Origin of the sequence: Thermophilibacter immobilis, assembly GCF_015277515.1 — a bacterium.
Lineage (GTDB): Bacteria > Actinomycetota > Coriobacteriia > Coriobacteriales > Atopobiaceae > Thermophilibacter > Thermophilibacter immobilis.
Genome location: NZ_CP063767.1, coordinates 366,096 through 379,988 on the forward strand (window position 1 = coordinate 366,096; position 13,893 = coordinate 379,988).

Here is a 13,893-nt window from a genome sequence, read left to right on the forward strand (position 1 = left end):
CTGCTTTCACCAGCACTTTATTTAAACTGTGCACATGCCGTTTACCGAGGGGGGAGACCGTTCGCCGCCACCGTTCGCCGGTTAGCGCCTCACTACGGGTCAAAAAAGCGCTTCGTTGGGTCAGGGCGCCAGTGGAGGCGTCTCTGAAACGTATCTTAGGGGTGCCAGTAGGCGGGGTGGGGACAAATCTGCCTCCCCGTTGCCATTTTCTCAGGGAGGAGAATGATGGAAAAGCATAATCTCACCAGGCGTTCGTTTGTTAAGGGAGGCGCTGCGGTCACCGGTGCCGCTGCCATGCTCACGACACTCGCGGGCTGCGGCCAGGGGGCGAGCGACCCCACGGCGGCACCTGCGGCCGACACGTACCCCCTTGACCCAGATGACTCCAAGGTCGAGGCGAAGTGGTCCTCCGAGACGGTTCGAGACGGCTGGACCAAGGTGACCAACCCCGAGGGCTCCCCCGAGCTGGGCGTCATGGACGAGGCCAAGATCATTCAGGTGGACGGCCTTGCCTTCAAGGACCTTAACGGCAACGGCAAGCTCGACCTCTACGAGGACTGGCGCCAGAGCGACGAGGACCGCGCCAAGAGCCTCGCCGACACGATGAGCGCCGAGGAGATCCTCCCGCTCATGTTCCACGACGGCATGATGAGCACGAGCGCCCCGCTCGACGAGGACTCCGAGGCCAAGCTCGGCGAGGGCCTTCGTGCGGGCGTCTCCCGCGCAAACGCCAACGCGGACACCTACGCGAGCGCCATCGCCTGGATCAACGCGGTCCAGGAGTGGTGCGAGGCAAACGACAAGTACGGCATCCCGTACATGAACTCCACCGATCCCTACCAGCTCTACGACATCCCGGACAACCACTGCCTGGTCTCCTCCTTCGACCCGGAGCTGTGGAAGAAGTCGGGGCACTACACCGGTCGCGCGTGGCGCGTCACGGGCGCCCGCGTGAACCTCGGCCCGCAGATCGACATCGGCTCCAACATCGTCTACACGCGCCTGGGCGGCTCGATCAGCGAGGATCCCGCGGCCAACCGCGACCTCTGCAAGGCGTTCGGCGGCGGCATGCAGTCCACCTGGGGTGACGACGACTGCACCGACGACAAGGGTTGGGGCGAGGACTCCGTCGCCATCATGCTCAAGCACTACGTGGGTGCCGGCGCCGTCGAGGGCGGCCGCAACGACCACAACGACGCGGGCAAGTACGACGTCTTCCCCGGCGACAACTTCAACGCCCACCTTATCCCGTTCCTCGACGGTGGCATGCACCTTGAGTCCTCGACGGGTCAGATGGCGGCGGTCATGCCCAACTACGGCATCGCCTACACCGAGGACGAGTCCCTCGGCCCGATCTGGGGAGGCGCCTACAACAGGCGCAACCTCATGATCCTGCGTAACGCCGGCTGGGACGGCATGATCACCACCGACTGGCAGATCCTGCGCGAGACCGACTTCGGCGACCGCGCCCACGGCGTGAAGGACATGACCGAGCCCGAGCGCTTCGAGAAGCTCCTCGAGGCCACCGTCGACCAGGTCGGCGGCGACTGGGCGGTCGACGTGGCCACCGAGGGGTACAAGCTCTACGAGCAGGAGTATGGCGAGGACGAGGCGCTCGCCCGCGTGCGCGACTCCGCGCGCCGCATCTTCACAGTGATGAACCGCGTGGAGCTCTTCGACAACCCCTACTCCGACCGCGAGCGCGCCAAGGAGATCCTGAACGACCAGGCCGCCCTCGACTTTGGCCAGGAGGCGTCCGACCGCTCCATCGTCATGCTCAAGAACAAGGGCAACGTCATCTCCGAGGCGGGCATCTCCGGCAAGCCGAAGTGCTACATCCCGCAGAAGTCCTCCGGCGGCGGGTTCTTCTCGTCCACTCCTGCCACCGTCGGCCCCGCTATCAGCCAGGACCTCGCCGACGAGCTCTTTGACGTGGTGACCGACACCGTTGACGAGTCCGGCGAGAGCCCGGTCATCACCGACCTCCCCGTGGCGGACATGGCGGGCTGCGAGTACGTCTTCTACGTCATCTCCTCGCCCGACACCGGGGCGGGCGAGCCGCAGGGCGGCGGCTTTGGCCCCGACGCGGCGCCCGTCGACCCCGACGCCCCCAAGTACCTGCCCATCTCGCTGCAGTACCGTCCCTACACCGCCGACACCGCGCGCGACCCCTCGCTTGCCGGCGACATCCTCGAGGACGGCACCAAGGAGAACCGCTCCTACCGTGGCCAGTCCGTGACCGCGAGCAACGAGGCCGACCTCGACCGCCTGATCGAGATCCGCGAGGCCCTGCCCGACGCCAAGATCATCCTGGCGGTCGAGGCCACCAACAACGCTCAGTGCTTCCACGAGATCGAGCCCTACGCCGACGTCATCCTCTGGTCCTGGGCGAGCTCGGGCCGCAACTTCGAGCAGGCGTACGGCCGCATCCTCAAGGGCGAGGTCGAGCCTACCGGCCTGCTGCCCTGCCAGATGCCCAAGGACATGGAGACCGTCGAGGCCTCCTACGAGGACGTCCCGCGTGACGTCGAGTGCTACACCGACTCCGAGGGCAACACCTACGACTTCTGCTTCGGCCTCAACTGGGCCGGCGTGATCGACGACGAGCGCGTGTCGACCTACAAGGCCAATCCGCTGACGAGTCCCGAGACCGAGGTCAAGGCGGACGCGTAGGCACGAGGGGAGCTGTGGTTCGGGGCTGGCTCGTGGGCCGGTCCCGAGCCGCTCGCCGGAGCGCTCTGCCCCACGGGCCGCGAATGTGCTCCGTTGTGACAAAAGCCTGCGATTTTGGCGCCTTGGGCTAACCTTACGATATGAAAGAGCCAGGGGAGGGCTCACCCGACTCCCTATGGCGGCACGGTCCAAAAAGAAGGAAGGTTTTCGAGTATGAGGAAGAACGTCATCATGGGCGGCGTCATGGCCGCTGCTCTTGGTCTTTCCCTCGTCGCCTGCGGCGGGGCAACCACCGACGACAAGACCACCACGACGGGGAGCACTACGACCCAGGAGCAGAGCGGCGGGGACTTCGACGCCGTCGCGCTCTATCACGGCCAGTGGCGCGGCTCCGTAGAGATCACCGGTCAGACCGTCTACGGTACGGCCGGAGGCAACGAGCAGATGCTCGACGTCAACCTGGAGGAGGACGGCACCTGCACCGTGGTGCCCCTCGAGGCCCACGCCGACCTGCTGAGCGACGAGGGCACCTGGGAGGGCACCGAGGACCAGGTCACCCTGCACCTCTCCAAGGGCGACATCGTGCTCAGCGTCGTCGACCCCTCCAAGCTCGAGGGCAAGGCCGCCGACTTTGACATCGCGGACTTCGACACCATCAACTTCGACTTCTACGGCTAGGACGGCGTGCCTCGCAAGCCGCGATACGAATGCTAGGAGTCCGATACGAGCCAGGTGATGAGCGCGCCGTCCCACATTCTGGAGCGGCGCGCTTTCTCCCCCCGGCCTTCTCGGCCCCTTGCGGGAAGAGGCCCTGCCGCCACGCGGCAGCGTGAAAGGAGACAAGATGGCTGAGACAGCCAAGAAGCAGGACGGAAAGCCCAAGAAGCCGAGAAAGCCCCTCACACGCCGCACGTTCATTGGTAACGCGGCCGTGTCGGCGGGGCTCGTGGGCGTCACGGCGGCGGCGAACGTGGGGACCAACATGTTCCGCTCGCTGCTCGACCACTATCTGGGAGGGCGCCCCTCCACCGTCACCAACGTGGCTGGGTCGGAGAGCTGGGACACCGCCTACTACGACGCCCAGTACCGTGGGCGCGCCAAGGCGACCGCCGACGCCGAGACGCTCGTCGCCGAGATCATGGGCGAGGGCGCGGTCCTCCTCAAGAACGAGGGGGGCGCGCTGCCCCTGGCGGCCGGCACCGAGGTGTCGCTCCTGGGTCGCTACGCGGCCGATCCCATCTACGGCGGCGCGGGTTCGGGCACCGTGGACGAGTCCTCGTGCGTGAACTTCTACACGGGTTTGTCCAACGCGGGTCTGGCTCTCAACGACGCGGCCTACACCTGGACGGCGGAGAACTTCTCGACCTATCCCAAGGCCAGCATCACCATGGACGACCCCGCCACGGCCAGCTACTACATCGGGGAGATCCCCTGGTCGGCCTATCCCGACGACGTGAAGAACTCCCTTTTCGGGACCACGGCGGTCGTGGTCATCGGGCGCGGCGGCGGCGAGGGCGGCGACCTCTCCCGCGACCTTCTCGCCGACCTGGACTCCGGCGTCTCGAGCAACTTCACCGAGAACGACGAGACGTCCAACTACGTCGAGGGCCAGCATCAGCTCGAGCTCTGCCAGGAGGAGAAGGACCTCATCTCCGCTGCCAAGGCGAGCTGCGACAAGGTCGTCGTGCTGGTGAACGCCTCCACGCCGCTTGAGCTGGGTGCCCTCGTAGACGGGGAGTACGCGGTCGACGCCATCCTGTGCGTGGGCTCCTTGGGCGCCTCGGGTGCCACGGGCGTGGGGCAGGTCCTGACGGGCGCCGTGAACCCCTCCGGCAAGACGACGGACATCTGGGCCTCGGACTTCACCGCCGATCCCACGTTCAACAACTTCGGGGGCAAGCACTACACCGACGTCTCGGGCTACTACGCCTCCAACTACAACTCGAGCGCCGCCGAGGGCACCGCCTACTTCGTGGAGTACAAGGAGGGCGTCTACGTCGGCTACCGCTTCTACGAGACGGCCGCCGCCGAGGCCGCGGCCGGAACCTACGCGGGCTTTGACTACGACTCCGCCGTCGTCTTCCCGTTTGGCTACGGGCTCTCCTACACGACCTTCTCGCAGGCGCTCGACTCCGTGGAGGCGTCTGCGGACGCGATCACGGCCTCGGTAACGATCACCAACACGGGATCGGCCGCCGGCAAGGACGTGGCCGAGCTCTACTACTCCGCCCCCTACGTGGCCGGCGGCGTCGAGAAGCCCGCCGTGGTCCTGGGTGCCTTTGGCAAGACGCAGCCGCTTGACCCCGGGTCGTCCGAGACCCTGACGCTGGAGGTCCCCGTGCGCGCCCTGGCCTCCTGGAGCTCCGAGAAGGGCGCCTACGTCCTGGGCGCCGGAGATTACGTCATCAGCCTGCGTACCGACTCGCACACCGTGGTCGGCTCCGAGACCCTGACGCTGGATGCCCAGACCTTCGACACGGACTCCGCCACGGGCGCCAAGCTCTCCAACCAGTTCGACGACATGACCGAGCACATGCAGAGCTACTGCGAGAACCTCTCCCGCTCCGACTTCGCCGGCACCTGGCCCAAGCCCGCCGAGGACATGACGGCCGAGTCCGTGGGCCTTAGCTTCGAGGAGTACGACTACTCCCAGCACCTGGACGATGGGGCCCAGATGCCCACGACGGGGGCCTCCAACGGCCTGCAGCTCATCGACGTGCGTGGCCTTGACTATGACGACGAGGCCTGGGACGCCCTGCTCGACCAGCTCTCCGTTGACGACATGGCCGGCATGCTCAACGACTGCGCCTACAACACCGGCGCGGTCGAGTCCATCGGCAAGCCGGAGACCACCGAGCCCGACGGCCCCGCCGGCTTCACCTCGCTCACCGGGCCCACCGGCAACTGCTCGTACTGCTCCGAGTTCATCATGGCCCAGACCTGGAACACCGAACTCATGGGGCGCATGGGCCTCATGGTGGGCCAGGAGGCCCTGGCCTCGGGCTACAACGGCTGGTACGCCCCGGCCATGAACACGCACCGCAGCCCCTTTGCCGGTCGCAACTTCGAGTACTACTCGGAGGACCCGCTGCTCGCCGGCAAGATCGGGGCCGCCGTGGTCTCGGGCGCGGCCACCAACGGCTGCTACGCGATGGCCAAGCACTTTGCCCTCAACGACCAGGAGTCCTACCGCATCCAGCACATCTGCACCTGGGCGAGCGAGCAGGCCACGCGCGAGATCTACCTGCGCCCCTTTGAGATCACGGTCAAGGAGGCCACCTGCGAGATGAAGTACATCGCCGATGACGCGGGCACCGTCAAGACCAAGACCATGCCGGGCTGCACGGGTATGATGAGCTCCTTCAACTACGTGGGTGCCGAGTGGTCGGGCGGGCGCAAGAGCCTGTGCACCAACGTCCTGCGCAACGAGTGGGGCTTCACCGGCTGCATGATCACCGACTTCAACCTCTACGGCTATATGGAGAAGAACCAGGCCCTGGCCGGGGGCACCGACCTACAGCTCACCTATTCCGCGATGACGCCCAACTTCAAGGGCACCAACACCGCGACCGTCGTGGCGCAGATGCGCGAGGCGATGCACCGCACGCTCTTCACGGTGGCCAACTCCAACGCCCTGCAGGGCATGGCGCCGGGCTCCAAGGTGAGCTACGGAACGGCTCCGTGGCAGATGGGCGTCTGGGGTGGCAGTGCCGTGCTTCTGGCTGGTGCCGCCTTCTTCGGGTATCGCGCCTACAAGGCCAACCGCACGCTGGCCGCGGCCAAGAAGGACGAGGACAGCGAGTAGGGGACGGCTGATCACTGGCCCAACCGCGACCGCTCACGGCCGCGGTTGCTCACGAATCCGGGGCTGTGGCACGTGGGGGCTTCTCCTCACGTGCCCCAGCCCCCGTTTCATGCGCATCCGGCGTCCGTAGCTGCCACGGCCCCGGATTCGTGAGCGCACCTCGGGATGGAGTCGCCGGCTTCATCGAGTGCGCGAAAGTCCTCGTTATGTGATAGGGGCCGAGCCCCGCCAACTGGGAAAACACTACCGAGAACCGCGCTCTTCTCGTCCACGTAGCCCGACTTTCGCGCACTCGATTTTGGGCCCTGCGTCACAGGGCTTCCGGGCTGTGGAGCACCACGTTGAGGTAGGAGAGGTCGCCGTCGACGTCTGCGTGAAGCGTGCCCCCATAGCGCCGGGCGATCGCGCTCATGGAGCGAACGCCAAAGCCGTGGTTTGCGGTGTCCGGCTTAGTCGTCATCGGAAGTATTGCCTACTCCGATGTCCATCGTCATGCTCAAGGACAAGGGCGGCGTGATTAAGAATATGGGGAGCATGCCGCCGACGGCCCCCGCGTGCGCGAGGAGCCTATCTCCGGCAACGTGGTCGACGGCGTCAAAGAGAACCGCAGCTATCTTGGGCAGAAGGCAACCGTGGTCAACTCCGACGAGCTCACGCTCATCCAGGGCAGCGTGGCTCTCATGCAAGACAAGCCCGTCGTGGTCTGCCTCAACGCCACCAAGCCCATGGTCTTCTCCGAGTTCGAGTCCGAGGTCTCAGAAATCCTGATGGGCTTTGGGACCAAGGGCACCGAATTCCTGAACATTCCTGCCGGTCATGCTGAGCCCTCTGGCCTTTTGCCCCTGCAGATGCCGGCCAGCATGGACGCTGTCGAGGCCCAGCTCGAGGACGTCCCCCGCGACATGGACTGTCACGGGGGCTCCGAGGGCAACGAGTACGACTTTGCCTATGGCCTCAACTGGTCCGGGACAATTGACGATGAGCGAACCAAGACCTATAAGGCCGATCCGCTCACCGCGTCAGAGTACCTCAAGCTGTAGCCATGGGGAGGGAGCAGACATCTCGTCTCTCCCGCAGGAGGAGGGCCGTCCTCATCGTGGCGGCCCCCCTTGTCGCGCTGCTCGCGGTGGGCGCGACCCTTCTCAGGACGACGTCGGGGACCAAGGGACTGGGGCGCTTCTATGTGGGTACCTGGCGCGGGTCGGTGAACACGGCGGCACGGTCGATCTACGGGAACGTCTCGGGCAAGGAATATCTGTTCGAGCTCGTGATGGAGTCAGACGGCAATGCTCGTTTGACGACGCTCGACGGCCATTGAGCTTACCGTCGTGGATGACGCCACGCTCGCAGCTCCAGCCCAGGCCTTTGGCGTTGAGCGATTCGATACCATACACTTCGAGTACTCCTAGACAGCCGCCTTCCACGCGGACCGCCTTGCGAGCTCCGGGCATAGTCCCACCTTAAAGTGGGTAGGAAAATAAATTGATAATGACCGTCATTCACGTGTGAATGCGAAGCGCCTCCCACAGGAGGCATTCGACTCCCGTCACCCGACCTATGAAACGAGGAGCATGAAGTACTGGAACGTTTCTGTCGAGAAGGCCCTGGAAGAGCTGGACACACGCGTCAAGGAAGGCCTCTCCGTGCAAGAGGCGCGCCGTCGCCTGGACGAGCACGGCGCGAACGCCTATCAGCAGGCAAAGCCCGAGAGCGTTGCCTCCATGGTGCTGCGCCAGTTCAAGGACGTGGCGAACATCATCCTGCTCGTGGCGGCGGCGCTCTCGCTCGCGCTGGCCGTTCGCGAGGGGCATGGCTACCTCGAGCCCCTGGTGATCTTTGCGATCATCGTCTTGAACATGACGCTCGCCGTCACGCAGGAGCGCGGGGCCGAGCGCGCGCTCGAGGCCCTGCAAAACCTTAACAGCCCCTCCTGCCTGGTGCTGCGCGGTGGCGCGCGTCTGGAGATCGATACCGCCGACGTGGTGTGCGGAGACGTGCTCCTGCTCAAGACCGGCGACTTCGTGGCTGCCGACGCGCGCCTCGTCGAGGCGATCGGGCTCAGCGTGGACGAGTCCTCGCTCACCGGTGAGTCCGAACCCGTGGAGAAGGACGCCTCCGTGCTCATCGAGGACGACGTGCCCATCGGCGACCGTCTGAACATGGTCTTCTCGGGGTGCCTGGTCACGGCTGGCAATGCCAAGGCCGTAATCTGCGCCACCGGCATGCAGACCGAGATGGGCAAGATCGCCGGCTACCTCAACAACACCCAGAAGCTCCAGACCCCGCTCCAGCGCCGCCTCAACCGTGTGAGCCGCACGCTTAGCGCGATTGCCGCAGCCGCGGCGGCGGCCCTTCTCGCCGGGGGCCTCAGGCAGGGAGAGGAGTTCTGGGCCATGGTCCTGGCGGCGGTCTCGCTTGGCGTCGCGGCCGTGCCCGAGACGCTGCAGCTCATCGTCACGCTCACGCTCACCCAGGGCATCAAGAACATGGCGGGCAAGCGCGCGCTCATCAGGAAGCTTCCCGCCGTGGAGACGCTCGGCTCGACCTCGGTCATCTGCTCGGACAAGACGGGCACGCTCACGCAGAACTGCATGAGCGTGCAGCGCGCCTGGGTGTCGGGCTCCGCGCCCGTGGCGGTGAGCGAGGAGGCGGTCGCGGGTCCCGTCTGCGAGCTCATCCACAAGCTGTCGCTTGCCAGCAACGCCACTCTGGAGCCGGACGGCGAGGGTGGCGAGAGAATCGTCGGCGACGCCACCGAAAGCGCCATCTTGCGCCTGCTCCTTTCCAGCGGCGAGGCCTGCGGTCAGCTCGAGGAGCGCATGCCGCGCGTGGGGGAGGTCCCGTTCTCCTCCGCGCGCAAGATGATGACGAGCGTGCATGCGTTGCCCGAGGGAGGCTACCTCGTGCTCACGAAGGGGGCTTTCGACCGCATCCCGTTCGCGGCGGTGGACGAGGCCACGCTCGCCGAGCGCCGGGCCATGCACGACGCCTTCGCAGGCGACGCCCTGCGCGTGATCGCGCTGGGCAGCCGTCGCGTCGAGGGGCTGCCCCAGAGTGGCAACCTCGAGGAGCTGGAGGGCGACCTTACATTCGAGGGCATCATAGGGCTTATCGACCCGCCTCGCCCCGAGGCCGCCAAGGCCATCCAGACGGCGCGTCGCGCGGGCATACGAACGGTCATGATCACCGGCGACCATGCGGCCACGGCCGCGGCGATCGCCCGGCAGATCGGCCTCATCGGCGACGGAGGAACGGTGATCACGGGCCGGCAGCTCCAGGCGATGTCCGACGAGGAGCTCGTGGACAACGTGCGTGACTACTCCGTCTACGCGCGCGTCTCGCCAGAGGACAAGATCCGCATCGTCGAGGCGTGGCAGGAGCGGGGCGAGGTCGTTGCCATGACGGGCGACGGCGTGAACGACGCTCCCGCGCTCAAGGCCGCCGACGTGGGCGTGGCCATGGGGCAGGCCGGAACCGAGGTTGCTAAGGCTGCGGCCGACATGGTCCTTATCGACGACAACTTCGCGACGATCGTCGAAGCGGTGCGCGAGGGCAGAAACGTCTTCTCCAACATCAAGCGCACAATCTACTTCCTGCTCGTGTGCAACCTGTCCGAGATCGTGGTCATGCTCGGGGCGCAGCTCGCGGGCTGGGGCATGCCCCTCACTCCGGTCATGCTTCTGCTCATCAACGTGCTGGGAGACGGCGTCCCTGGCCTGCGCCTCGCTCAGGACGTGAGCGACGGGCGCATCATGGGGCGCAAGCCCATCGGGCGCCAGGAGAGCTTCTTTGCGGGCGGTCTCGTGCGCGTGATCGCGCAGCAGACGCTGGCCTTCACGGTCGTGAGCATGCTCGCGTTCTGGCTCGGCGCCTTCGTCTGGCTGCCGGGCGGAGCAGGGCCCTCGCTTCTGGTGGGTCGGACCATGTGCTTTCTGGTCGTGGCCTTCACGAGCGTGCTGCACATCTTCACGGTGCGCAGCCGCGCCTCCGTCTTTAAGCGCACCGTGCGCGATAACCTGCCGCTCGTGTGGAGTGCCGTGGGTATTATCGCCGTGCTCAGCGTACTAGCGCTCGTTGCTCCGCTGGGCGCGATCTTTGGCCTTGTGCCGCTGGGCCCCGCGAGCTGGGCCTGCGTGTTTGGGCTCTCCTTGGTTCCCACCCTCGTGGCTGAGGTGGTCAAGCTCTGGGACAACCGCTCAGAGTCCGAGCACTACCGCCGCCTCCTCCTGCGCCATCGCAACGTGGGCGAGGAATAAAGAAGCGCCATGAAGACACTGAATGAACATATCGAAGCCCCGCGAGAAAATTCTGAGTTTGATCGCGTTTGGCGTGAGGGAGAAGGCAAGTATCAGGCGATGCGCGCTTTCGTACGGGCTCGTACGAAAGCGGGAATCTCTCAAAGGGGACTCTCCGAGGCAGCGAGCGTGCCACAGAAAACGATCAGCCTCATCGAAACGGCGGACACGAACACGACCGTTCGCACGCTCTCCAAACTTGCGAGAGGAATGGGGAAGGTGCTGACGATTCGTTTCGCTGATGCCGACGAGCACGAGGCGCGGGCATCGCGTCAGGCATGTGATGTCGAGTGCGGTGCGCAGCTTGCCCGCCTGAGCTGTCCACTTTTAAGCGCACGATAGGAACGGGAGCCGTCGTGTGCCTGTCGTCGGACGCGTTCGCGATAAACTCCACGACGTGGGCCCTTCCCGTCTGGGCTGTATGAGCGGTCGCATTGCGACCGGGTGCTACCCCAGAAGCGGCGTGAGCGCCCCCTGGGCGAGCACGGTGACGCGGTGCATTGCGCGCGAGAGAGCGGTGTAGAGCTGGCGGCGCGCGAGAGGCGTGTCGGGGTAGACCTCGGCCTGGGCGTCGGGGACGATCACGTGGTCGAACTCGAGCCCCTTGGCCATGCGCAGGCTGAGAAGGACCACGCCGGTGACCGGCAGGTCGCTGTCGTGGTCCACCACGCAGACCCCCTCGCCGAGCTGCTTGGAGAGCCAGCTCACGCGCGCGTCGCTCTGTGCGATGACGGCGGTGAGGCCCGCGCCGGGCTCGGACACCGCGGCGCGCAGGGCGCGCAGGTAGTCATCGCGCTCGGCAAACGCCTGGATGGTCGGCTTGACGCCCTCGCGCTGCACGGAGGCAAGGCGGAGCCGCTCGTCGTGCTTGACCAGTCCGGCAAAGAGGGCCGTGATCTCGGGGGAGGAGCGATAGCTCGTGAGCAGGCGGCATTCGTCCACGCTGCCGTGACTTTCCCGAAAGATCTCCGCGACCTGAGGAAAGGTGGCCGTCCCCTCGGAGATGGCCTGGTTCTCGTCACCCAGAAGCAGGAAGTGCGCGCGCGAGAAGTAGCGCGCGAGCACCATGAGCTGGGCCTCGGTGTAGTCCTGAACCTCGTCCACCATGACGAAGCGCGCGGTCTTCTCGCCGGTGTCCGTGAAGATGAGGCGCAGGTAGAGCCATTCGGTCGCCGAGAGCGCCGGCTGGCTCAGAAGGCGCATGCCCACGCGGTCGAGGCGCAGCCACGCGAGGCGCTCGATCTGGTCGTGCGCTCCGGAGAAGCGACTCTCCACGAGGCGGCGCGTGTATGTGACGGTCTCGGCGTCGCCCTCCGGAGAGATCGTCTCGCCAAAGAGCTCGACCTGCTGGTCAACGTCGAGGCCGAGCATCTCCTCCTGGAGGCCCTCGTCCTTGGCCATCTGCGTGAAGCGGCGGTCCAGCCGATCGTGTAGCTCGTCTGTGACCAGGGCGGTGAAGCGCGGGCCCACGCCAAAGCGCTCGAACTTGCGCACGGCACCCACCACCTGGCTCACCTTGAGAAGCACCTCTCCCTCGCAGCGGATCTCGCGCAGGTCGTCGGGCTCGAGCACGAGGTCACGAGAGGAATCCTCCAGGTGGCGTAGGGTCTTCGTCGAGGTGGAGCGGCCCAGGTCGCGCTCGCCGGCACCCTGCTCGGCCACGAAGCTCTTCCAGGTGAGGGTCTGCGGGTTGGCCTCGCCCATGGATGGCAGGACGGTGTCGATGTAGCGCTCGAACACCGCGTTGGGCGTGAAGAGCCAGACCTGGTCCTCGCTGAGCGTCTTGCGCTTGCGATAGAGCAGGTAGGCGATGCGCTGCAGGAGCACGGAGGTCTTTCCGGAGCCCGCGATGCCGTTGACGAGAAGCACGGGCACGTCATCGTGACGCACGACCTCGTTCTGCTCGCGCTGGATCGTGGCGGTGATGGCCTTGAGCTTCTCGGAGTGGTGGCTCTTGAGCGCGCTCAGGAGCAGCGAGTCCTCGATGGCCACGCTGGTGTCGAAGTAGGAGTTGAGCTGGTCGCGCACGATGTCGAACTGACGGCGCAGCGTGAGGTTGACCGTGCGCTCGCGCCCGTCCACGGAGTAGCTCGTGGGGCCCATCTGCTGGTTGTAGTAGGTCTCGGCCACGGGACTGCGCCAGTCCACCACGATCGGGCGGCTGTGCTCGTCGGTGATGCCAGCGGTCCCGATGTAGACGTCGCGCGCGGGGCGGCCCGGGCGCATCTCGAGCGTGACCTTGGCAAAGTAGGGCTGCATGAGCAGGAGCGTTACGCGACGGAGCTTGTCGACGTTGGAGTCGTGGTACTGGTTGTAGACGTCGATGATGTTGTTGAGCGTCTCGATGGCGGCGAGGGTCTCCATGGTCTCGTCCGAGCTGTTAAAGTTCAGGCGAACCTCCTCGCTCATGTCGATGAGGTCCTGGCGCGCGCCGGCGTGGTTGGAGTCGAGGTCGCTCGTTATGTTGTCGCGTATCTTGAGCAGCCAGCCGTAGACCTCGCTCAGGTGGGCCTGCTCCTTTGCGAGAATGGGATCATCGTGCTGGTTGGGCGTGGTGTCCATGTTCCTCCTGCACTGACGTAAAAGTCGAATAGACCATGCTACGCTTTGGGGCGGACGCCGACAAGTGTGGCGGAGCCCGCCGGATGGTCGCGCGCCCGTCACCCGCTTCGGGCTTTGGCGTATCCTTGAGCCCGATCAAGGGGAGAGTCATGCGCAAGCTCATCGAGCAGCTTCTGAAGTTCGGCGTCGTGGGGACCATCGCGTTCGCCATAGACTACGGCGTCCTCATGCTGCTCTCGCAGGGCCTGGGCTGGGACCCGGTCTTCTCGGCGGGCGTGTCGTTCTGCGTCTCGGTGGTGTTCAACTACCTCGCGTCGATGCGCTTCGTGTTCACGCACCGCGACGACCTGAGCCGTCGTGGCGAGTTCGTGATCTTCCTCGCGCTGTCTGCCGTGGGCCTGGTCATCAACGAGCTCTGCATGGCCGCGGGCGTCGCCGCGCTCGGGGACTCGGCCCTCATGGTCACCCTGGCCAAGCTCTTTGCCACGATCGTGGTCATGGTTTGGAACTTCTTCTCGCGCCGGCGCTGGCTCGACGCCGGCGACCAGGCGTCCTAGC

Annotated in this window: 10 protein-coding genes; 8 read left to right on the top strand and 2 right to left on the bottom strand. The window is 65.8% G+C overall.

Going from position 1 to position 13,893, the window contains the following annotated elements:
- Positions 1-225: 225 nt before the first annotated feature.
- The 3 genes from INP52_RS01630 (at position 226) to INP52_RS01640 (ending at position 6,478) form a co-directional block, all read left to right on the top strand.
- The gene (locus INP52_RS01630; protein WP_194371826.1) at positions 226-2,673 is read left to right on the top strand and encodes a glycoside hydrolase family 3 N-terminal domain-containing protein; all 2,448 of its coding nucleotides are present in this window, start codon (positions 226-228) and stop codon (positions 2,671-2,673) included.
- A gap of 213 nt (positions 2,674-2,886) precedes the next feature.
- Positions 2,887-3,351, top strand: coding sequence for a hypothetical protein (locus tag INP52_RS01635; RefSeq protein WP_194371828.1), 465 nt, complete (start codon positions 2,887-2,889; stop codon positions 3,349-3,351).
- 166 nt (positions 3,352-3,517) lie between these two features.
- Positions 3,518-6,478 (top strand): glycoside hydrolase family 3 protein, encoded by a 2,961-nt coding sequence (locus INP52_RS01640; RefSeq protein WP_194371830.1) that lies wholly within the window; start codon positions 3,518-3,520, stop codon positions 6,476-6,478.
- A 310-nt stretch (positions 6,479-6,788) separates the two neighbouring features.
- Here the strand turns inward: INP52_RS01640 and INP52_RS01645 are convergent, their stop codons facing one another.
- Positions 6,789-6,938 carry a GHKL domain-containing protein gene (locus tag INP52_RS01645; RefSeq protein ID WP_194371832.1) on the bottom strand — a complete coding sequence of 50 codons (150 nt, stop codon included), beginning with the start codon at positions 6,936-6,938 and terminating at the stop codon, positions 6,789-6,791.
- Between the two features lie 94 nt (positions 6,939-7,032).
- Between INP52_RS01645 and INP52_RS01650 the strand changes: the two genes are divergently transcribed.
- From INP52_RS01650 to INP52_RS01665, 4 genes are all read left to right on the top strand, one after another.
- Entirely contained in the window at positions 7,033-7,518 is a 486-nt protein-coding gene (locus INP52_RS01650; protein ID WP_194371834.1) for a glycoside hydrolase family 3 protein, read from the top strand.
- A gap of 2 nt (positions 7,519-7,520) precedes the next feature.
- Positions 7,521-7,796, top strand: coding sequence for a hypothetical protein (locus INP52_RS01655; protein ID WP_194371836.1), 276 nt, complete (start codon positions 7,521-7,523; stop codon positions 7,794-7,796).
- Between the two features lie 253 nt (positions 7,797-8,049).
- The gene (locus INP52_RS01660) at positions 8,050-10,734 is read left to right on the top strand and encodes a cation-translocating P-type ATPase (RefSeq protein WP_194371838.1); all 2,685 of its coding nucleotides are present in this window, start codon (positions 8,050-8,052) and stop codon (positions 10,732-10,734) included.
- A 9-nt stretch (positions 10,735-10,743) separates the two neighbouring features.
- Positions 10,744-11,115, top strand: a complete 372-nt coding sequence (locus INP52_RS01665) for a helix-turn-helix domain-containing protein (RefSeq protein ID WP_194371840.1) — start codon at positions 10,744-10,746, stop codon at positions 11,113-11,115.
- A gap of 105 nt (positions 11,116-11,220) precedes the next feature.
- Here the strand turns inward: INP52_RS01665 and INP52_RS01670 are convergent, their stop codons facing one another.
- Positions 11,221-13,335 (bottom strand): HelD family protein, encoded by a 2,115-nt coding sequence (locus INP52_RS01670; protein WP_194371842.1) that lies wholly within the window; start codon positions 13,333-13,335, stop codon positions 11,221-11,223.
- Positions 13,336-13,484: 149 nt separating this feature from the next.
- Here INP52_RS01670 and INP52_RS01675 point away from each other — a divergent pair, with 149 nt between their 5' ends.
- Positions 13,485-13,892 (top strand): GtrA family protein, encoded by a 408-nt coding sequence (locus INP52_RS01675; protein ID WP_194371844.1) that lies wholly within the window; start codon positions 13,485-13,487, stop codon positions 13,890-13,892.
- Position 13,893: the final 1 nt, after the last annotated feature.

Bases quoted from the DNA above. Each gene is read 5' to 3' on its own strand.
- INP52_RS01630 (WP_194371826.1), top strand. From the start codon at position 226: ATGGAAAAGCATAATCTCACCAGGCGTTCGTTTGTTAAGGGAGGCGCT.
- INP52_RS01635 (WP_194371828.1), top strand. From the start codon at position 2,887: ATGAGGAAGAACGTCATCATGGGCGGCGTCATGGCCGCTGCTCTTGGT.
- INP52_RS01640 (WP_194371830.1), top strand. From the start codon at position 3,518: ATGGCTGAGACAGCCAAGAAGCAGGACGGAAAGCCCAAGAAGCCGAGA.
- INP52_RS01645 (WP_194371832.1), bottom strand. From the start codon at position 6,938: ATGACGACTAAGCCGGACACCGCAAACCACGGCTTTGGCGTTCGCTCC.
- INP52_RS01655 (WP_194371836.1), top strand. From the start codon at position 7,521: ATGGGGAGGGAGCAGACATCTCGTCTCTCCCGCAGGAGGAGGGCCGTC.
- INP52_RS01660 (WP_194371838.1), top strand. From the start codon at position 8,050: ATGAAGTACTGGAACGTTTCTGTCGAGAAGGCCCTGGAAGAGCTGGAC.
- INP52_RS01665 (WP_194371840.1), top strand. From the start codon at position 10,744: ATGAAGACACTGAATGAACATATCGAAGCCCCGCGAGAAAATTCTGAG.
- INP52_RS01670 (WP_194371842.1), bottom strand. From the start codon at position 13,335: ATGGACACCACGCCCAACCAGCACGATGATCCCATTCTCGCAAAGGAG.
- INP52_RS01675 (WP_194371844.1), top strand. From the start codon at position 13,485: ATGCGCAAGCTCATCGAGCAGCTTCTGAAGTTCGGCGTCGTGGGGACC.